Origin of the sequence: Enterococcus sp. AZ050, from assembly GCF_051715085.1 — a bacterium.
GTDB lineage: Bacteria > Bacillota > Bacilli > Lactobacillales > Enterococcaceae > Enterococcus > Enterococcus faecalis.
Genome location: NZ_JBIOTC010000001.1, coordinates 654,586 through 674,352 on the forward strand (window position 1 = coordinate 654,586; position 19,767 = coordinate 674,352).

15 protein-coding genes are annotated in these 19,767 nt (G+C 38.0%); 1 reads left to right on the forward strand and 14 read right to left on the reverse strand.

The annotated features are described in order from the left end of the window. Nucleotides 1-11: 11 nt before the first annotated feature. On the forward strand, nucleotides 12-191 hold the full coding sequence (locus IGJ04_RS03245; RefSeq protein ID WP_002384325.1) for a hypothetical protein: 180 nt from the start codon (nucleotides 12-14) through the stop codon (nucleotides 189-191). A gap of 87 nt (nucleotides 192-278) precedes the next feature. Here IGJ04_RS03245 and IGJ04_RS03250 read toward each other — a convergent pair whose 3' ends face one another. From IGJ04_RS03250 to hflX, 14 genes are all read right to left on the reverse strand, one after another. Further along, entirely contained in the window at nucleotides 279-1,244 is a 966-nt protein-coding gene (locus IGJ04_RS03250; RefSeq protein WP_438839893.1) for a hypothetical protein, read from the reverse strand. A 175-nt stretch (nucleotides 1,245-1,419) separates the two neighbouring features. Then, complete coding sequence (locus IGJ04_RS03255; protein WP_002359936.1) at nucleotides 1,420-1,710, reverse strand: hypothetical protein; 291 nt, start codon at nucleotides 1,708-1,710, stop codon at nucleotides 1,420-1,422. Nucleotides 1,711-1,757: 47 nt separating this feature from the next. Next, on the reverse strand, nucleotides 1,758-2,996 hold the full coding sequence (locus tag IGJ04_RS03260) for an aminoacyltransferase (protein ID WP_002362084.1): 1,239 nt from the start codon (nucleotides 2,994-2,996) through the stop codon (nucleotides 1,758-1,760). A 310-nt stretch (nucleotides 2,997-3,306) separates the two neighbouring features. Further along, nucleotides 3,307-5,115 (reverse strand): glutamine--fructose-6-phosphate transaminase (isomerizing), encoded by a 1,809-nt coding sequence (gene glmS, locus IGJ04_RS03265; protein WP_438839894.1) that lies wholly within the window; start codon nucleotides 5,113-5,115, stop codon nucleotides 3,307-3,309. Between the two features lie 442 nt (nucleotides 5,116-5,557). Beyond that, nucleotides 5,558-6,391, reverse strand: a complete 834-nt coding sequence (locus IGJ04_RS03270; RefSeq protein WP_002356939.1) for an energy-coupling factor transporter transmembrane component T family protein — start codon at nucleotides 6,389-6,391, stop codon at nucleotides 5,558-5,560. Beyond that, entirely contained in the window at nucleotides 6,388-8,094 is a 1,707-nt protein-coding gene (locus tag IGJ04_RS03275) for an ABC transporter ATP-binding protein (RefSeq protein ID WP_438839895.1), read from the reverse strand. The genes IGJ04_RS03270 and IGJ04_RS03275 overlap by 4 nt, the downstream gene beginning before the upstream one ends. Before the next feature lie 100 nt (nucleotides 8,095-8,194). Further along, nucleotides 8,195-8,746, reverse strand: a complete 552-nt coding sequence (locus IGJ04_RS03280) for an ECF-type riboflavin transporter substrate-binding protein (protein ID WP_002356937.1) — start codon at nucleotides 8,744-8,746, stop codon at nucleotides 8,195-8,197. 229 nt (nucleotides 8,747-8,975) lie between these two features. After that, entirely contained in the window at nucleotides 8,976-10,331 is a 1,356-nt protein-coding gene (gene glmM, locus IGJ04_RS03285; protein WP_002356936.1) for a phosphoglucosamine mutase, read from the reverse strand. After that, nucleotides 10,324-11,487, reverse strand: coding sequence for a CdaR family protein (locus tag IGJ04_RS03290; protein ID WP_002374494.1), 1,164 nt, complete (start codon nucleotides 11,485-11,487; stop codon nucleotides 10,324-10,326). Before IGJ04_RS03290 ends, glmM begins: the two co-directional genes overlap by 8 nt. Beyond that, on the reverse strand, nucleotides 11,484-12,368 hold the full coding sequence (cdaA, locus tag IGJ04_RS03295) for a diadenylate cyclase CdaA (protein ID WP_002389035.1): 885 nt from the start codon (nucleotides 12,366-12,368) through the stop codon (nucleotides 11,484-11,486). Before cdaA ends, IGJ04_RS03290 begins: the two co-directional genes overlap by 4 nt. Nucleotides 12,369-12,564: 196 nt before the next feature. After that, nucleotides 12,565-16,296 (reverse strand): pyruvate:ferredoxin (flavodoxin) oxidoreductase, encoded by a 3,732-nt coding sequence (gene nifJ / locus IGJ04_RS03300; protein ID WP_438839896.1) that lies wholly within the window; start codon nucleotides 16,294-16,296, stop codon nucleotides 12,565-12,567. A 257-nt stretch (nucleotides 16,297-16,553) separates the two neighbouring features. After that, the gene (gene glnA, locus IGJ04_RS03305; protein WP_002356929.1) at nucleotides 16,554-17,894 is read right to left on the reverse strand and encodes a type I glutamate--ammonia ligase; all 1,341 of its coding nucleotides are present in this window, start codon (nucleotides 17,892-17,894) and stop codon (nucleotides 16,554-16,556) included. 42 nt (nucleotides 17,895-17,936) lie between these two features. Continuing rightward, a complete protein-coding gene (locus tag IGJ04_RS03310) occupies nucleotides 17,937-18,320 on the reverse strand; it encodes a MerR family transcriptional regulator (RefSeq protein WP_002388239.1) in 384 nt (127 codons plus the stop codon). Between the two features lie 204 nt (nucleotides 18,321-18,524). After that, nucleotides 18,525-19,766 (reverse strand): GTPase HflX, encoded by a 1,242-nt coding sequence (hflX, locus tag IGJ04_RS03315; protein ID WP_438839897.1) that lies wholly within the window; start codon nucleotides 19,764-19,766, stop codon nucleotides 18,525-18,527. Nucleotide 19,767 lies beyond the last annotated feature (1 nt).

The window sequence follows — 19,767 nt, forward strand, 5'->3', positions numbered from 1 at the left end:
TGTTGCGGACTATGAGAACTCATCAGAAAAAATTATTTTTATTTTCAATGATTTTATGGTTAGTTGAATTTTTAATTACACGGATTTCTGATTCTTTTCCAGGAGCAACGCCATTGTTCGTTGTGATTTGCTTGATTCAAGGAATCCTTTTTACTTATTTCTGTCTTGCTTTTTTCTATTATCCGCAATAATCAGTCAAGAAAAGCAATTAGAGCAGATTCAGCAAATTTCTGAAACCGAAAAAATGGCACGTCCTCGTTTTTAGGACGTGCCATTTTTTAAAGCATTATTTGTGTAAAAGCCGTTCGTATCGCCTGTTGAACTTTTTGAACAGCATCGATTTGATGACCTTTTGCTTCAGTCAATTCTTTTTCAATATATTCAGGATAGTAGGTTGCCAAATAACCCAAGACCCAGATAGTTGGATCTGAAATAACCTTCTCTGCTAATGGATACAAATAGGCAAGATGCAACCGAATTTCTTCTTCCAAATGCTGCAGCATAATTGGATCATCATTTTCTAAACGATTCCTAAGTTCAGTATAAATTTCGGAATAGATTGGCGTATTTAACGGTCCAGTTTTTCCTTCTAGTAAGACTGTCTGAGGCTGATTGTCATACCAAAGAAAAGTCAGTGGTTCTGAAAATTGCAACAGTGCTAATTCTTCAATGAACCATTCCCGAGCAAAATAACTAAGTGCTTGGTTCATAACTAAATCTTTTGCGACTTCCACAAATACTGGTTTAGGCAAATATAAACTGGTTTTAATGTTCGCTAATTGTTGATAAACGGGCAATTGATCGCTTACTAACAAGTTCCTTTTAATTGCTTGAATTTGCTGCGTTTCTAATTGTTGATACGCCTCTTCCACTTGCATTAATTGCTGTTCTAACGTTTTTTGTTGTGCTAGCGTTATTTTTTTAGTTTGAAGTAATTGCTTCAATAAAATATACCCTTCAATAAAGCGACGACTTTGACTATAAATTTGCATATAAATTGCCGCTGTTTCAAGGTTCTCAAAATAAGACTCTTGGAACGCTTCTGCCAATGCTAGTGCTTCGTCAGCTTCACCCATTTCCAACAATAATTGGACAATTTTTTGGTTTACTGGCGGCGTTTGTTGTAGCTGATAGGCTTGTTGAAAATTTTCTAAAGCGGCGATCTGATTATGTTCTACAAGTGCTTCTTCTCCTTGTGCAATAAAACGTTCATAGTTTTTGGGAAATTCATGAATGGTACTCATATCTAACCTCCTTTATTTCTTGTTTAAAGCAGATGAGCCTGGGACAAAAATCACTTTGGATTTTTGCTCCAGGCTCAAAACCTGATAACCGGCGGGAACAGAACCAACACTACGCGTTGCTCGGAGCTAAACGGTTCTGTCCCGACCTCGATTTTAACTATTCAAACGGACTTTTTTAGTAAAGATTACGAATAATAATTGCCGTTTCTAGGTCGCCCTCAGCGTTCATCTTCTCCGCCTTTTCCTCTAAACTATACCCAGCAAAACTTTCGTTTGTTAAAACATCTGCTACTGTGAATTTAGCAACTTTTTCAATACTGACTGCATCTGGTGCTACTTCTTGCACGCTATCCCAGCCTGTATCAATAAAGACCTTTGTATCTTCTGTAATCGCTTCGTTTGCTTCTAACGCCTGCATAATTTCTTTTAACTGTGCATACGTCATAACCTCAACTTGATTTTCCATTTAAACGCCTCACTTTGCCATTCCTTTTTAAGGATTGGGTTTTAATTTTAGACTTTTTCTTTAATTGTTTTTAATGCGTGATATAAGGCATATTTCATTGGTTTGGCTTTCCATTGGAAATTGCCCATTAATTCTTCGACATGACCGCCAAAGGATTGTTTGAATTTAAGAACCCCATCACTTCCATCAAAGACACCGTCAACGCCATAAAAATTATATTTGGGAATGTTATTTTCTACTGTGTAAGTTAACATTTTATGTTGAATTAAATACGGTGCATAGTATTGTTTATATTTTTCATACGTACCACTAAACAAGTAAACAACTTCTTGTGGATGAACAATGAATAAGGCACCTGCTAAAATTTCAGGTTCATCTGATGTTTTCATTTCTTTAGCCTCGTCAATCCGTTTGCGCACGGTACGAACTTCATCTTCAAATTCACGTTTCTGGTTATTTTTTTTACGGCTTTTAGGATTGGCAATTAACGCTTCATTGACTTCGTTGAGCGTCTCTTGTAATTTGCGTAATTTCTCATGAAGATTTTCTAAATAAGTAGCAAAGTTTAGTTCCGCCACCATAAATTTCGCTCGTTCGCCAAACTCTTCATAAACAGCTTGGTAATAAGCTAAATCCTTATCTTCAAAATTACGCCGTGCACTTGTTTCTTCCGTTAATTTCTTAAAGAGAGGTAACTCTTCGTAACGAAGTTCTCGGGTTGTTACGCCATATTCCCATGTTTTCTTGATGTCATATTTAGCATCTTTTCCATAAGATTTCCAAAGCTCTTCTTCTGTTAATCCAGCCATATCTTTGACAAACAGCCAACGTGGCGCGCCATCAAAATTGTGCACATCAAATCCTTGGTGTTCAAAACCAATTGATGTGAAATAGTCAAATGTTTCTTGATTGACCTTTTCAACTTCACCGCCATTAAAATCACGTAAACAAATTTGTTTATTTGGAGTAAAGGTTAAATAAAGGCCATCATTTTTTTTCACATATTTTTTTAAGCCTGTGAAAAAGGCTTCTACACATTTTTTATCTGTATAATCCATCAAAATTCCGCCGTCAATGTCGAAAGCATAACCAATTTTGACTTTTTTCTTGCTTAGGATACACGCAGCAATTAGTTGGCCTTCTCGTTTGACGCCAACGTATTCACAATGCCAGCCACGTCGTTCCAATAAATGTTTCATTTCGGGTGTTTCTAAAAAGTTACCTGCAGGATGTGTCATTGCAAAGGTAGTAAATTCTTGTTCAGTTAATGTACTAAACTGATCCATATCAAACAACTCACAATCTTTTTTTGTTAAATAAATTAGCACTTTTCAGCTTAACCTACTTTTTGCTTTCTTTCAAACAAAGTTACCTCACTGGCTAATTCTTATTTTTCGGTTCTTATTAATTATATCTAATTTTGCTAAAATGCAAACAGTTTTCAACGGAAAAAAAGAATTTCTTTGGAATCTTTCATTTTTGACTGAATATCTTTCTTTTATAAAAAATATCTGAGACAAGAATCACTTTAGATTTTTGTCTCAGATATTAAAACTTATGAAAACCTGTTGAACATCTTTCTCTCAGGTTCTTGATTTACTCAACAGTTACACTTTTGGCTAAGTTCCTTGGTTTATCAACATCGTAGCCTCTTTGTAAGGTTGCATAGTACGCTAATAATTGGCCTGGAACAATGCTAACTAAGGCAGAAAGTAACGGATGAACATCTGGAATAATCAGTTGGTCCTGTGGTTTTGCCAAGGATTCCAAAGCAATCACAATATTTCTTGCTCCACGACTTTCGACTTCCTTTAAATTGCCTCTTGTATGGGCTGCGACTTTGGCATCTGTCACAATCCCAATCACAGGTGTTCCTTCTTCAATTAAGGCAATCGTTCCATGCTTCAATTCACCTGCCGCAAAGCCTTCTGCTTGAATGTAGGAAATTTCTTTCAACTTCAAGGCCGCTTCCATCGACACATAATAGTCGACTCCTCGCCCGATATAGAAGGCATTTCGAGTATACGTCAGATAATCTTCCACCAAGGCTTTCATTTGTTGTTTTTCATCAATCAAGGTTTCCATGACAGCTGCTACCACGCTCAATTCGTGAGCCACATCAAATGAGACGGCCGCTAATGTTTGGCGTTCTTCACCAATTGCTTTTGCTAAAATAGCTAAGACAGCGATTTGAGCAGTATAAGCTTTGGTGGAAGCAACAGCAATTTCTGGTCCTGCGTGTAATAACAAGGTATCGTCCGCTTCACGTGATAATGTTGAGCCAGCAACATTTGTTAATGTAAGTGATGGATGCCCTAATTCATTAACCTGTACAAGTACTTGGCGGCTATCTGCCGTTTCACCACTTTGACTTAAGAAAATGAAGAACGGTTTTTCAGATAAAATAGGCATGTTGTAGCCAAATTCGCTTGATAAATGAACTTCCACAGGAATACTGGCAATCGTTTCAATTAAAGATTTTCCGACCCAACCTGCATTATAACTTGTCCCACAAGCAATAATGTAAATTCGGTCACATTGATTAATTTTTTCAAGTAACGCCTCATCTAAAGTCACTTTTTCACCTTGAGTATACGCTTGAACAATTTTGCGCATCACTGCAGGTTGTTCATCAATTTCTTTGAGCATATAAAACGGATATGTTCCTTTTTCAATGTCATTTAAATCTAATTGCGCTTCAAAAGGTTCTCGGTTGATTACTTGTCCTTCTGGCGTTTCGATTACTACTTTGTCCGCTGTAACAGTTACAATTTCACCATCAACAATCTCAACAAATTGATTGGTTTCTTTAATCATCGCCATCGCATCACTACAAATAACATTAAAGCCTTCACCTAGACCGATAAGTAACGGGCTTTTATTTTTCGCTACGTAGATAGTATTGGGGTCCATTTTATCCATTAATGCAAAAGCGTATGAACCTTTAATTTCGGCTAAAGCCGCTTTAAAAGCATCTTTTGTTGAAAAACCATTTTCAGCAAAATGAGCAATTAATTGAACGACGATTTCAGTATCTGTATCACCAATTAAGTGAGCACCACTTAAAAATTGTTCTTTTAATTCTTCAAAGTTTTCAATGACACCATTATGCACTAATGCAAAGCGTTGATCGCTTGAAACATGGGGATGTGCATTGGCGACAGTTGGTTCGCCATGAGTGGCCCAACGAGTATGACCAATACCAACTGTTCCATCGATTTCTGGCGTTAATTTTGCTGCTAAATCGGCAATGCCTCCAACTGCCTTAACTACATGGGACTGTTGGCTTTGATCATTCACACAAATCCCAGCAGAATCATAACCTCTATATTCCAATTTTGTTAATCCTTGAATCAAACTTTCCGTGACATTTTCTTTTCCAATCATTCCGACAATTCCACACATAATGCTAATTCCTACTTTCCAATTGAAATTCTGTATTTACTAGGTCCTGTTTAACTAGCAAATCCCATTATATGTTTCTACCTGCGTGATAACCGCTTTGTTCTAACTTCACAATTAGTTTTTCTTTGTTATCTGTAGAGTGCAGTCCCTAGAGCCACCCGCCGAATCTTCGATAAGCTCTCTCCTCGTCACCTGAACGTTCAGGTCTGGCGCTATCCGATATTGGTCTATATACCTCCTTTGTAAATATATTCCGTAGAAACATAAATAATCATACAATTAAAAGTAGGTACTTGTCAACAAAAATCTAAAAACCAAAAATTGGTCTAGTTCTTTAAAGTTGCAAAAAAAGAATCTAGTACACTCATAGTAAGAGAAAGTACTAGATTCTTAATAATAAAAAAATATCCGTTCTATTTATAGAACCTTATCAATTTGTTATTTATTGGAATGGATTATAAAACCGGCCACCATTCACATGGAACAACCAGAAACTGATTCCTAATAAGCATAAGGCAAGTATCATTACCGAAAAATCACGCAGATGAAAAGGTTGTTGCGCATACCACGTTCGATTTTTCTTTTGACCAAAACGCCTTAATTCCATAGCGGTACTCACAGTTTCAATTCGATCTAAACTAGATAGGATTAAGGGTAAAACGATTTGTGCTACGCCTTTGATTCGTTGGCCTAACCGTCCCTTTTTAGACATCTCATAGCCTCGCGCTTGTTGTGCTAAAGAAATATTAAAAAAATCTTCTTGGATATCGGGAATATAACGAATAGCCAGCGCTACTGCATAACTAATCCGATAACTCACACCAATTCGATTCAAGCTGGAGGCAAATTCACTAGGATTTGTTGTTAATAAAAAGATTAATGCCAACGGAATCGTACAGAAATATTTTAAAACTAAATTAAATTCATAAAATAATTCTTCTTGTGTCAAAGTAAACCGTCCGATTCCTTCCCAAATCACGGTACGTGATTGATATAAATCAACCCCATATTCAGGTGCAAAAAGGTAAACCGTTAAGATATTTAACAAAGAAAAAATAGCAATAAATTTAATAACAAAAGATATTTGATGCCATTTAATATTTGATAATTTTAACAAAACAAGCGAAACCACAGACATTCCTAACAGATAACGAGTATCATACGTGGTCATACAAGCCACAGAGACAACGATTAAAAAGACTAATTTGCTTGTGCCGTTTAAGCGATGAATCCAGGTTGAATCAGGATGATAGCCTAACATTTGTCGTTCACTCATCCAAAACGCACCTCACGATCGTAAGCAACAAATTTTTCCGTAAATAGCAAGGGATTTTCCAAGCCTAACGCTTTAGCAAAGGAAAACAAGCTCGTTTCTTTTAAAGAAGCCGCTTGAATTAATTTTTCATCTGTTAAAACAGCAACTGGAGTCGCATCTGCTAGTAAACGTCCATCACAAACTACTAACGCACGTGTTGTATATTCCAACATTAAATGCATATCGTGAGTGATCATTAAAATAGTCACACCTAAGCGGTTCAATTCTTCTAAAAATGTCATCATTTCTGTATAATGTTTAAAATCTTGCCCAGCTGTTGGTTCATCTAAAATTAATAATTCAGGTTCTAAAACTAAGATCGATGCAATAGTTACCCGTTTTTTCTGCCCAAAACTCAATGCGGAAATCGGCCAGTTCCGGAAGGGATACAGCCCACAAATATGTAAAATATTCGTCACACGTTCCTCAATTTCTGCTTGTGGCACATCTCGTAAAACTAATCCTAAAGCTACTTCTTCAAAAATCATTTTTTTAGAAATCATTTGATTGGGGTTTTGCATCACATAACCAATTTTATCTGCACGTTCTTTGATTGAATAATTGGAAAAATCCTGTCCCTCCCATAAAATCTTGCCCGATTGAGGCGTGATGAACCCGCAAATTATTTTAGAAAGTGTAGACTTCCCGGCACCATTTTTTCCTACAATGCTGATCATTTCTCCATGATGAATAGTTACTGAGAAGTCATCTAACACTTTTTCACCGTGACGATCATATTGATAGGACACTTGTTCCAAACGTAATAGTTCAGCTCCTTTGACTGCACTAACTGAACTAGGTTGGACAGACCACTGTGTCATTTTGGACAAAACTGTTTCGCCTGATACTTCGGCTAATTTGTCTAAATGACTAACTTGTGTTAAATCAATCCCAGCATATTTCATGGCTGTAACGTACAAAGGTTCACGAATCCCTTGTTGGGTCAACGTATCTTGACGTAACAATTCATCTGGCGTTGTATCAGAAATAATTACGCCCTCATTCATGACAATAATTCGATCAACTGATTCGCAAAGAACGTCCTCTAAGCGATGTTCTATTATTAAAACAGTCGCTTTTGTTTCTTGTTGAATGGTGTCAATCAAAGTCATTGTTTCTTGTCCCGCTCGTGGGTCAAGATTAGCCAAAGGTTCATCAAAAAGTAAAATTTTTGATTGGTTAATTAGAACGCCCGCCATAGATACACGTTGTTTTTGACCACCTGACAAATCTTGTGGACGGTGTTGCAATAACTGATTCAGCTCAACAATCTCGGACCATTTGTGGACCGCTTTTTTCATTTCTGCTTGTTCAACTGCATCGTTTTCTAAAGCAAAAGCAATATCCTCAGCAACCGTTAAACCGATAAACTGCCCATCGGTATCTTGCAAAACAGTTCCTACATCAAAAGACAAATCAAATAGACTTGTTTCTTGGATATTTTTACCAGCAACCGTAGCTGTTCCTTGAATCTCACCTTCATAAATATTGGGAATTAACCCGTTGATACATTGCGCCAATGTTGATTTGCCACTACCACTAGGCCCAACGATTAAAACCTTTTCTCCTTCATAGATGGTTAATTGAATCCCCTTTAATGTCGGTTCAGATTGGCTATGATATTGAAAGGAAAAATTATTAAAAGTAATGATTGGTTTTTTCATTCGGCCTCACCTCAGTTTCTCCATAAAAGAAAGGGTCTGAGCATTAGCAAAGTAATTACTAGGGCAGACCCTTAACCATTTAAATTATTTCGACAGTTTCTTAATCTTTCGATAAACTGCCTTTCTTTGTTCTTGTTGATGCATAAGCTTTCATCAACAATGTTCCAATAATCCCCACAGCGACAATATTTGAAACAGTCGCGAATACGCCTTGTGTAAATACTTTACTTGCGGGTTCACTATAAATCAAAATATCCAAACTAGGCGCGATTAAGCCCCAAACGACGATATTGCCAAAGGCTTGGAAAATATTGAAACGCACCATGTCATTTGTTGTAAATTCACCATGTTGAAGATCCATTTTACGACCAGCGAAGCCAAAAATAATACCAATAATTCCTGAACAAATAATCCAGCTCCACCAAGCGCTACCATACGTGGTAAAATCTTTTAACGTGTGACCGATCAAACCAATTAGCCCTCCAGCTACTGGTCCAAAAACAACTGACATTAAAGCAAGAAATGGATACGACGTTTCTAAGTTCGTATTAGGAATCCCAGTTGGAATTACAACGAATCGACCTAAAATAACAAAAACTGCAGAGCCAATTCCAATTGCTACAATTGTCTTGACGGACATTTTTTCTTTCATTTCGCTCCTCCATTCTATAACTCCATTGATTTACAGCCGCTCCCTTCTTGATTTTATCAAATAAAAAAAGAAGATACGCGGTGCATCTTACTTCTAAAATAGTACCCTTTTAACCGCTCTATGTCAATGATAGACGGAGCTTATTAGCTATTTTCTTTTTTTGATTTCCAACAAAGAAACCAGACACTTAACGCAAGCTAGCATTAAGTGTCTGGTTTCTAATTGGTTCTTATTCAACGCCGATTTCTGCACGTACTACTTCGGCAATTTTATCAACGTAATAATCAACTTTTTCTTGTGTCGGCGCTTCAGCCATCACACGTAACAATGGTTCTGTTCCAGAAGGACGAACTAAAATACGACCTTCGCCATTCATTTCTGCTTCTGCTTGTTCGACAACTGCTTTGATTGCTGGAACTTCCATTGCACCATTTTTATCTGTGACACGAATATTGACTAATTTTTGTGGATAAATCGTCACTTCATCCGCTAATTCAGATAATTTTTTTCCCGTTTGCTTCATAACATTCAACAATTGAATCCCTGAAAGCATACCATCACCTGTTGTGTTGTAATCTAAAAAGATCATGTGACCAGATTGTTCGCCACCAAAATTGTAATCATTTTTACGCATTTCTTCTACAACATAACGATCACCCACTTGCGTTACCACATCTTTTAAGCCAATTTCTTCTACAGCTTTATGGAAACCTAGATTACTCATCACTGTTGTAACGATTGTATCTTTTTTCAAACGTTTTTTCTCAGCTAAATATTTAGCACAAATATACATGATTTTATCACCATCGATAATTCGTCCTAATTCATCGACTGCAATAATTCTATCACCGTCGCCATCGAAAGCCAAACCAGCATCCGCGCCTTTTTCAACAACCATTTCTGCTAAAGCTTCAGGATGAGTGGAACCCACACCATCATTGATATTCAAGCCATTAGGACTTGTTCCCATTGTATAGAAATCTGTCTCTAAATCTGCGAAGACACGATTGACTGCTGTTGCGGTTGCTCCGTTGGCAGCATCTAAACAAACAGTCATATCCGCTAAATCGCCAGGAATACTTTGAACTAAAAATTGCGAATATTTTAGTAAGCCTTCTGGAAATTCATCTAACGAGCCTAAGCCTTCTGCAGAAGGTCTTGGTAAGGTGTCTTCTTCTGCATCTAACAATGCTTCAATTTCTGCTTCCTGATCGTCTACTAATTTGAAGCCATCTGCCCCAAAAAACTTAATCCCATTGTCTTCCGCAGGATTATGTGAAGCTGAAATCATTACGCCAGCGGATGCTTTTTGTAAACGAGTAAGATATGCTACACCAGGTGTTGAAATCACCCCTAATTGGAAAACTTCAATTCCGACTGATAATAATCCAGCAATCAATGCTTGTTCCAACATCTCACCTGAAATACGTGTATCGCGGCCTACTAGAACACGAGGTTTTCTTGAACTATCTTCATGTTGACTCAACACATAACCACCGTAACGTCCTAATTTAAAAGCTAATTCAGGTGTTAACTCCTTATTTGCAATTCCTCTTACACCATCTGTTCCAAAATATTTACCCATTTTGATTCTCCTTAGTCACTTGATTCTCTGTATTTTCAGTTGAACCAGCAGTTGTACTTTCTACTGTTGATCCCTCACTTGTTGTTTCAGAAGTATTTGATTCTACTTGACTGGATGTACTTGGTTGTACTGCTTGGCTACCTGAGCCAACCGTTGTTGAACTTGCAGGTTCCCCTGAAGTTTCATTTGTATTTGATGACTGTTGTTGATTGTACACGGGGCTCAAAGAAACGTCAACCTCATCTGGTGTAACTACGTATTCTCCATTAACGGGAATAGTCACTGATTGTTTTGTTTCTTTGCGAATATCAGAAATATCTACCGGTACCTCAATTGATTCTAGCGTATCTAAAATTGATTGCGGGCCACTGACCCTAACTTGGTACGTTGATAAACTATAATTGTAATGAGCGATCCCAGCAGGTGGCGTACCTGTCATACTAACATTCAGTGGTACATCTTTCGTTGGCGCAGTTAAGCCTACTGTTACTTTGACTTGTGGTGCTGGATTTTCGATACTTAGGACTTGACCTTTGGCATCTAGCGCTTGGACATTTACCGTTTGTTTAATCGTATCAATTGTTTGTTTGGCACTTGAGACTGGTGCAATCACTTTGTCAATTGCTTTCGCTGTTTCTTCTCCAGTTGTTACTTCTACAGTTTTTGGATCTACAGAAATATTTTTTACTTTGTAGCCTTCTTTTTCAATGTTATCAGAAAGTTGTGCTTCTACATCGAATTTTTTTGTTACTCTCTTTTCAATCGTTACAGTCACTGTTTTTGGTTCAATTTCAGCTGTAACAGCTGAACTTAGTCCCCGCACTGTCAAAGGCACTTCCGAAGTCCCTAATGGCAATTTGGTTAAGTCTGCGACCACTTGGAAATTTCGTGTGTCAGCATTTGATTCCATGTTTAATTGAATGCGGTTCGCACTACGTAAATGAACATTTACACTCTCTTCAAATCCAGAGACATAATATTTGTCTTTATCGTATTGGACTTGGACCGGAATATTATTCAGTGTTTCACTATACGTTTGGCTTGAACCTGAATTGGAGGGATTATTGCCTGTTGCATTGGCATTAAAAAATAACAACAATGCAAACAGCAATGAAAGCAAACCATTAAACCAGCTTTTTTGGGAGGCTTTTCTCATTTGCGTTTAACCCCCTTTGTTACATCATCGATAAAATGCTGTAAAGCACTTTTTTTATCTTCCGATGATTCCGAAATTAACTCCTTACGCAAAATTGTTAAATACTCTTCTTGCGTTAGACCAGGAATTAATTCATTGTTCAACGTCAAACTAACGTCACCAGTTTCTTCAGAAACAACAATCGTAATGGCATCACTGACTTCACTGATACCGACTGCGGCTCTATGGCGCGTTCCAAATTCTTTTGGAATTAAATTGCTTTCTGATAGCGGTAAATACGCACTAGCAACAGCAATTTTTTCATTTTTGATAATCACTGCACCATCATGTAGTGGTGTATTTGGAATGAAAATATTAATCAGTAATTCACCAGTAATATCGGCATCCAAATCAATACCTGTCTCAATGTATTCATCTAAACCGGTATTGCGTTCAATGGTTATCAAAGCACCAATTTTCCGTTTTGACATGTACTGAATGGCTTTGTCAAAGGCCTGAATAATACGCTCATCTTCTTGTTGCGCACCTTTATTCGGGCGGAAAAACGAACTTCTCCCTAGATGTTCCAGCCCTCTTCGCACTTCTGGTTGAAAAATAACAACCGCGGCGATTACACCATACATGATGACTTGATTCATTAACCAAGATAATGTATGTAGACCAATTATCTCACTTAGAATGCGGATAATGATAAAAACAGCGACACCTTTTAATAGTTGGACTGCTTTTGTTCCACGAACAAGCATGATTAATTTGTAAACGAGGTACCATACGACTAGGATATCTATGATATTGATAACAAAATCCTTAGATAAGAAATCCGTTGAGATGACTTGCTGCCAATAATTCAAATCTAATAATTGATTCAATTGAAACGACATCATACCCCTCACTTCTCTCTCAAGATTTCCTAACAAGTATACCACATTATTTTCTTTCATCACAGAACGCAAGCGGAAACATCAAAAAAATTTAGGAACTTTTTCAAATAACTTGAAATTTTTCATCAAAAAATCGCATTTCTAACTAAAAAACGTGTCCAAGCAAAAAGCTCAGACACGTTTTTTTGATTTCTATTTAATCTTGCTCACGTTGTTTTCTCTTGGCTGCTCGTTCTGCGCGGCGGGCAGCCCTTCTTGCTTCCGCTTCCGGATCAACTACGCGTTCCTTTTTCACTCGTGGCTTCTCGTTCTCTGGCGCAGTTATTTCTGGTTCACTTTGTTTTTCAAGTTTTGCTCGAATTTTTTCTTCTTGACCAGCTAAACGAGCATAATTATAGAACCGTCTCTTAGCATCATTAATTGTTTTATTAAATAACAATTCCGCTGTATCTGGTTGACTAGATTCTAAGGATGCAAAGCGAACTTGTTGGCGCATAAACTCTTTCATTAATGAAAAATCTGGTTTTTTGAAATCCAATGTCATTGGTTCTTTGCCCTTTTCTCGCAATAATGGATTATAGCGATATAAAGACCAGTAACCTGAATGAACCGCGTCTTTCGCTTCTTTCAACGTTTGACTCATCCCACCTGCTAAACCATGTGTAATACATGGTGTATAAGCAATAATAATCGATGGTCCAGGGAATTTTTCTGCTTCTTCAAAAGCTTTAATCGTCTGCATTTGGTTTGCACCTGAGGCAATTTGAGCGACATAGACATTTTCATAAGTCATTGCCATCATCCCTAAATCTTTTTTAGAGGCATATTTCCCACTGGCAGCAAATTTCGCAATCGCTGATGCCGGAGTTGCTTTGGAAGTTTGGCCACCTGTATTGGAATAGACTTCATTATCTAGAACTAACATATTCACATCAGCGCCACTAGCTAACACGTGGTCAATACCGCCGTAGCCAATATCGTAAGCCCAGCCGTCTCCACCAATCATCCACTGACTTGGTTTAACAAAAAGATCTTGATCGTCATAAATTGCTTCCAATAAAGGTTGATTCGTTTTTTCTTCAAGCAAAGCTGCACGTAATTTAGCTGCACGTTGTTGCGTACCTTCACTTTCGGACAGATGTGCTATCCAATCTTCCATCAATAAACGTAAAGAATCACTGGCTACAGAAAAAGCTTTGGTCATTTTACTAGCTAAACGTTCGCGACGCGCTTGCGTTGCTAACAACATGCCATAACCAAACTCGGCATTATCCTCTAAAAGAGAATTTGACCAAGCTGGACCTTGTCCTTGTTCATTCGTAGTGTAAGGTGTCACACCCGCTGCAGCACCCCAAATCGATGAGCAACCTGTTGCATTAGCAATCAGCATTCGGTCACCAAACATTTGCGTCAATAATTTAACATAAGGCGTTTCGCCGCAACCAGAACAAGCACCAGAAAACTCTAATAAAGGTTTATTAAATTGCGAACCTAAAACAGTATTCGGTTTTGCTGGGTTTTCCTTTTGACGTAATGTCATAGCAAACGCCCAGTTCATAGCCTGCTCTTTTTCTTCTTCATAAGGTCTCATTACTAAAGCTTTGCCTTTAGCTGGACAGGCTTCAACACAAAGTCCACAGCCAGTACAATCTTTGACTGAGACTTGGATACGATATTTCAAGCCGTCGGCACCACGTAGATCACGCACAATGAATCCTTCTGGCGCTTCAGTCATTTCTTCTTCATCGGCTAAGAATGGTCGTATCGCCGCATGGGGACATACAAAGGCACACTCATTACACATAGTACATCGATTGCTAATCCACTCAGGTACTTCTAATGCAACTCCACGTTTTTCAACTGCCGCAGTTCCCAAAGGCATCCGCCCATCTGTCATCCCATTTTTCGCTAGTGTCGCAACAGATAACGCATTGCCTTCTTGACGATTAATCGGTTCAACAATTTCATGAACAAAATCACTAACATTTTCTGAACGTTTTCGCGGTTGAACTTCAAGCGTTCTCCACTCTGCTGGAACAGGTACCTGATGCAACAATTCAACGGTCTTATCGATTGCTTGAATATTTTTTTCGACAACTTTCATAGACTTATGACCATAACTTTTCAGTGCTTCTTCTTTTAAAATTGGTAACACTTGCTCAAAAGGCATAATTTGCGCTAATTTGAAGAAAGCTGTTTCCATTGCGGTATTAATTCGCCCGCCTAGTCCGACTTCACTAGCTAATTTCACTGCATTGATTGTATAAAACTGAATCTCATTTTCAGCTAGATACCGTTTTAATTGATTGGGTAAAAATCGTGCTAGTTGTTCATCATTCCAAATGGTATTTAAGAGGAAAGTCCCGCCTTTTTTTAACCCTTGTACTAAATCATAGGTATGCAAATAAGCGGCCGTATGACAGGCCACAAAATCAGAATGTTCAATGAGGTACGTTGAACGAATAGGCGTCTCGCCAAAACGTAAATGAGAAACGGTCAACCCGCCTGATTTTTTTGAATCATAATAGAAAAAGCCTTGCGCATACTTGTCTGTATGATCACCGATAATCTTAATCGCTGACTTGTTCGCCCCTACTGTCCCATCAGAACCAAAGCCCCAAAATTTAGCTTGATAGGTTTTCGGATTCGTCAAATCAAGTGGTTTGCCAACTTCTAATGAAGTATAAGTTAAATCATCATCAATCCCAATTGTAAAGCGCTTCTTCATGGCAGAACGTTCTTTCATTAATTCATCAAAAACCGCAACAATTTGATTTGGCAGTACATCTTTAGAACCTAACCCATAGCGCCCACCAATAATTGTTGGGCGAATGTCCGCTTCATACATCGCACTTTGGACATCCAATAATAACGGTTCACCACCAGCACCGGGCTCTTTCGTCCGATCCAAGACAGCAATTGCTTTAACTGATTGAGGTACTTTTTCGAGAAATGTTTCAACTGGAAATGGTCGATAAAGATGGACATTAAGGAAGCCAACTTTTCTTCCCTGTTCTTGTAAATAATCAACCGTCTGTTCAATTGTTTGCGCAACTGAACCCATTGTAACAATCACTTCTTCTGCATCTTCTGCGCCATAATACGTCACTAAATCATAATTGGTTCCCCGTAACCGGTTAATTTCTGTCATATATTTTTGAACAATACCAGGTAATTTTTCATAATAAGGATTTATTGTTTCTCGTTGTTGAAAGTGAATATCTGGATTTTGGTTCATTCCACTAACGGAAGGGTGATTCGGGTTCATGCTCCGACGACGAAATTCGGCTAATTTCTCTTGATTTACTAAGGGTGCTAATTCTTCATAGTCAAGAACTGCCACTTTTTGAATTTCATGACTTGTTCTAAAGCCATCAAAAAAGTTCATAAATGGAACACTCGCTTCAATCGAAGCTAAGTGAGCCACTGGTGCCAAATCCATCACTTCTTGTACACTGCTTTCTGACAACATAGCAAAGCCTGTTTGGCGTGCGGCCATTACGTCTCCTTGATCACCAAAAATATTTAAAGCATTCGTGGTTAAAGCTCGGCTCGCCACATGAAAAACAGATGGTAATAGTTCTCCAGCTATTTTGTACATATTAGGAATCATTAAAAGTAACCCTTGTGAAGCCGTATAGGTCGTGGTAAGCGCGCCTGTTTTTAAAGAGCCATGGACCACGCCGGCAGCACCAGCTTCCGATTGCATTTCGACTACTTTCACAGGTTGACCAAAGATATTTTTCTTACCTTCGGCCGACCACTGATCAACAAGTTCAGCCATTGTTGAACTTGGTGTTATTGGATAAATGGCTGCTAATTCTGTAAAGGCGTAGGAAATATAAGCTGCTGCAGCATTCCCATCCATTGTTTTCATTTTCCGCATGTTTTTCTCATCCTTTATATCTAAAAAATAGAATAGTTGCACGCATATTCTTGTTTATTATAGCGGAATTTCACAAATTATGAAAGATTTTGTCAATTTTTTTGCTTAAAAATAAAAGAGAAATTGAGAAAAAACCACTTTATCCCCTATAAACAAACTATTTAACTGAATTAAAATTACTTTATTTTGTGAAATAGAAATTATCCATTCGTTCACAAACTAAAGAATGAAAGAGGGAGATAAGCGTTTCGACTTATCTCCCTCTTTCTAAACATTAAGATTATTAAAAGTAACAGCTTTTAGTACAACTCCAAATATTGTTCTCTTTCCCATTCAGAAACGGTTTGACGGAAGGCTGCCCATTCCATTCGTTTTGCTTCTACAAAATTGGCAAAAATGTGACGACCTAATGCATCAATCATTACTTGATCTTTACGTAATTCTTTGATGGCATTGTGTAAGGTTGATGGCAAATCTTCAATTTGTGCATGTTGACGTTCTTCCTCATTCATCACATAAATGTTACGATCAACCGCTGGCGGTGGCGTAAGTTCATTACGAATACCATCCAAACCTGCTTGTAATAAGACTGCCATTGTTAAATACGGATTCGCTGAAGGATCGACAGAACGTAACTCTAAACGAGTCGATAAACCACGAGACTCAGGAACTCGAATGAGTGGTGAACGATTTCTGCCGCTCCAAGCTACATAAACAGGTGCTTCATAACCTGGTACCAAGCGTTTATAAGAGTTCACTGTTGGGTTACATACCGCAGTATAGGCACGGGCATGTTTTAATAAACCACCTAAGAAATGATACGCAGTTTGGCTTAAGCCCATCTCTCCTGACTCGTCATAAAAAACATTACCTTCTTCATTAAATAATGACATATTGCAGTGCATACCAGAACCATTAATTCCAAACAAAGGTTTTGGCATAAATGTTGCATGCAAGCCATGTTTGCGCGCAATAGTTTTCACAACTAATTTGAACGTTTGAATATTGTCACAAGCATCAACTACATCAGCATATTTAAAGTCAATTTCATGTTGACCAGGTGCTACTTCATGATGCGAAGCTTCCACTTCAAAGCCTAAACTTTCTAACTCTAAAACAATATCACGGCGACAATTTTCACCTAAATCGGTTGGCGCAAAATCAAAATAGCCACCTTTATCATTCAAATCAGTGGTAATTTCACCATTCTCATCTAATTTAAATAGGAAAAATTCTGGTTCTGGTCCTAAGTTAAACGAAGTAAAGCCTAATTCTTTCATATCTGCTAAGGCGCGTTTTAAATTACCGCGGGGATCTCCGGCAAAAGGGGTACCATCAGGATTGTAAATATCACAAATTAAGCGCGCAACTTTTCCATGGTCGCTTTCCCACGGAAAAATCATCCATGTAGATAGATCAGGGTATAAATACATGTCACTTTCTTCGATACGAACGAATCCTTCAATGGATGACCCATCAAACATCATTTTATTATCTAATACTTTATCTAGCTGACTCACAGGAACTTCAACATTTTTAATTGTTCCCATAATGTCGGTAAACATTAGTCGTAAAAAACGTACGTTTTCTTCTTCTGCAATATGTTTAATCTCTTCTGCCGTTTTGGCTTTTCTTGTCATCGGTCTGATCCCCATCCTTCATTTTTATTGGCTGCTGAAACGTTAAAGCCTTGGTACATTCGATTGGAACGGATTTTGCTGAGTAAGTCCTCCTTGCGAAAGGATTTCGTCGTATAAAATCTGACGAACATCTGCATCGGTTAACGGACGAGTCGCCTCGGCGGTGTTTTTTTGTTCCTCTAATTTCATTTCATACACACGCTTAATCCCTGCCATGTTCAATCCATCAGATAAATAATCTTTAATTTCTAACAAAACATCAATATCATTTAAAGAATACATGCGTCGGTTGCCCTCACTACGTTCTGGATGAATCAATCCCTGTTCTTCATAGTAGCGAATTTGTCGAGCGGTCAAATCCGTTAGTTTCATAACTGTACCAATTGGAAAAACTGACATGGAACGGCGTAACTCTTTTTCTCTCATCTCCATCCTCCTCTCTTAGTTATTTCTTAGAATAACAATAGAATGACAAATTGTCAAGAACTTATGTTAGATTTTCTAACATAAAACAAAAAAAACCTGATAAATATGGACTTTCCCATCTTTTCATGGCTGATTTTCTCCTGCTAACCAAAAAAATAGAAATGATTTGTTTTTACAAATCATTTCTAATCAACTTACCATTTTTTATTCTTTTTCGGATTCAGCCAACCATTTAGACTCTTTTTTCGCAAAACCTTTCACGATATACCGATTTTCATTTTCAGCATATTCTTCTGAAATCATTAGTGTCATCCGGCGAAGTTCACTTAATAGTTGTCCGTCAGTTGGGCTAATTTCTAATTGATAAGGCTCGAGTAATTCCATCATTTGGGCACGGATAGCTTGAACCAGTCGTTCTTTATCTTCAGGAATTTTAGTTGAGATCAATACATTGGGAAATAAGGTTGGGACAAATTCTTTGCTGTCCACTTGATCTCTTTTATTATAAACCGTCAAGCACCGAATATTTTCCAACGCTAATTCTTTAATCAATGTTTGAACTGTGCGTTCATGTTGTAACCGATCTGGCGCACTTGCATCCACCACATGGAGCAGTAAATCCATCGTCCGACTTTCTTCCAATGTCGACTGAAAGGCTTCAATCAGTTGTGTTGGTAAATCTTGAATGAAGCCGACCGTATCGGTCAGCGTAACTTCCATGCCTTGAGGCAATTGCCATTTTTTAGTTAAAGGATCTAACGTTGCAAACAATTGATCCTCTGAATAAGTTCCTGCTGTCGTCAACATGTTGAGAATGGTTGATTTGCCAGCATTGGTATAACCAATCAAGCCAATTTGAAATAGTTCTGAATTTTGTCTTTTCTGGCGGCTTCGTTCACGATGAGCAGTGACTTCTTTTAACTCACGACGGATGCCTAAGATTTTATTCCGAATGTGTCGGCGGTCCGACTCTAATTTCGTTTCACCAGGCCCGCGTGTCCCAATACCTCCTCCAAGTCGGGACAACTGTTTTCCTTGACCAGCCAAGCGAGGCAATAAATAATCCAATTGTGCTAATTCAACTTGTAACTTTCCTTCTTTGGAGCGCGCACGCAAAGCAAAGATATCCAAAATTAATTGTACACGATCAATTACTCGCACAGCTAATGCTTCAGATAACAGTTGATTTTGACGCGGTGTGAGCTCATGATTAAAAATCACAAGATCCGCTTCATAGGCATCTGTTAATTGAATTAATTCTTCCAATTTCCCCTTACCGATTACGGTTTGTCGATCGACTTGTGGTCGTTTTTGCGTTAAAACAAACACCACTTCGCCATTAGCGGTTTCCGTTAAATTCGCCAGTTCTTCCATTGATGCAGAAAATGTCTGATAATTTTTTTCCGTCTCAACTCCTACTAGAATCACTTTTTCATGAGTGGTCATC

Excerpts from the sequence above, each read along its gene's own strand:
- IGJ04_RS03245 (WP_002384325.1), top strand. The coding sequence starts at position 12 with ATGAGAACTCATCAGAAAAAATTATTTTTATTTTCAATGATTTTATGG.
- IGJ04_RS03250 (WP_438839893.1), bottom strand. The coding sequence starts at position 1,244 with ATGAGTACCATTCATGAATTTCCCAAAAACTATGAACGTTTTATTGCA.
- IGJ04_RS03255 (WP_002359936.1), bottom strand. The coding sequence starts at position 1,710 with ATGGAAAATCAAGTTGAGGTTATGACGTATGCACAGTTAAAAGAAATT.
- IGJ04_RS03260 (WP_002362084.1), bottom strand. The coding sequence starts at position 2,996 with ATGGATCAGTTTAGTACATTAACTGAACAAGAATTTACTACCTTTGCA.
- glmS (WP_438839894.1), bottom strand. The coding sequence starts at position 5,115 with ATGTGTGGAATTGTCGGAATGATTGGAAAAGAAAATGTCACGGAAAGT.
- IGJ04_RS03270 (WP_002356939.1), bottom strand. The coding sequence starts at position 6,391 with ATGAGTGAACGACAAATGTTAGGCTATCATCCTGATTCAACCTGGATT.
- IGJ04_RS03275 (WP_438839895.1), bottom strand. The coding sequence starts at position 8,094 with ATGAAAAAACCAATCATTACTTTTAATAATTTTTCCTTTCAATATCAT.
- IGJ04_RS03280 (WP_002356937.1), bottom strand. The coding sequence starts at position 8,746 with ATGAAAGAAAAAATGTCCGTCAAGACAATTGTAGCAATTGGAATTGGC.
- glmM (WP_002356936.1), bottom strand. The coding sequence starts at position 10,331 with ATGGGTAAATATTTTGGAACAGATGGTGTAAGAGGAATTGCAAATAAG.
- IGJ04_RS03290 (WP_002374494.1), bottom strand. The coding sequence starts at position 11,487 with ATGAGAAAAGCCTCCCAAAAAAGCTGGTTTAATGGTTTGCTTTCATTG.
- cdaA (WP_002389035.1), bottom strand. The coding sequence starts at position 12,368 with ATGTCGTTTCAATTGAATCAATTATTAGATTTGAATTATTGGCAGCAA.
- glnA (WP_002356929.1), bottom strand. The coding sequence starts at position 17,894 with ATGACAAGAAAAGCCAAAACGGCAGAAGAGATTAAACATATTGCAGAA.
- IGJ04_RS03310 (WP_002388239.1), bottom strand. The coding sequence starts at position 18,320 with ATGAGAGAAAAAGAGTTACGCCGTTCCATGTCAGTTTTTCCAATTGGT.
- hflX (WP_438839897.1), bottom strand. The coding sequence starts at position 19,766 with ATGACCACTCATGAAAAAGTGATTCTAGTAGGAGTTGAGACGGAAAAA.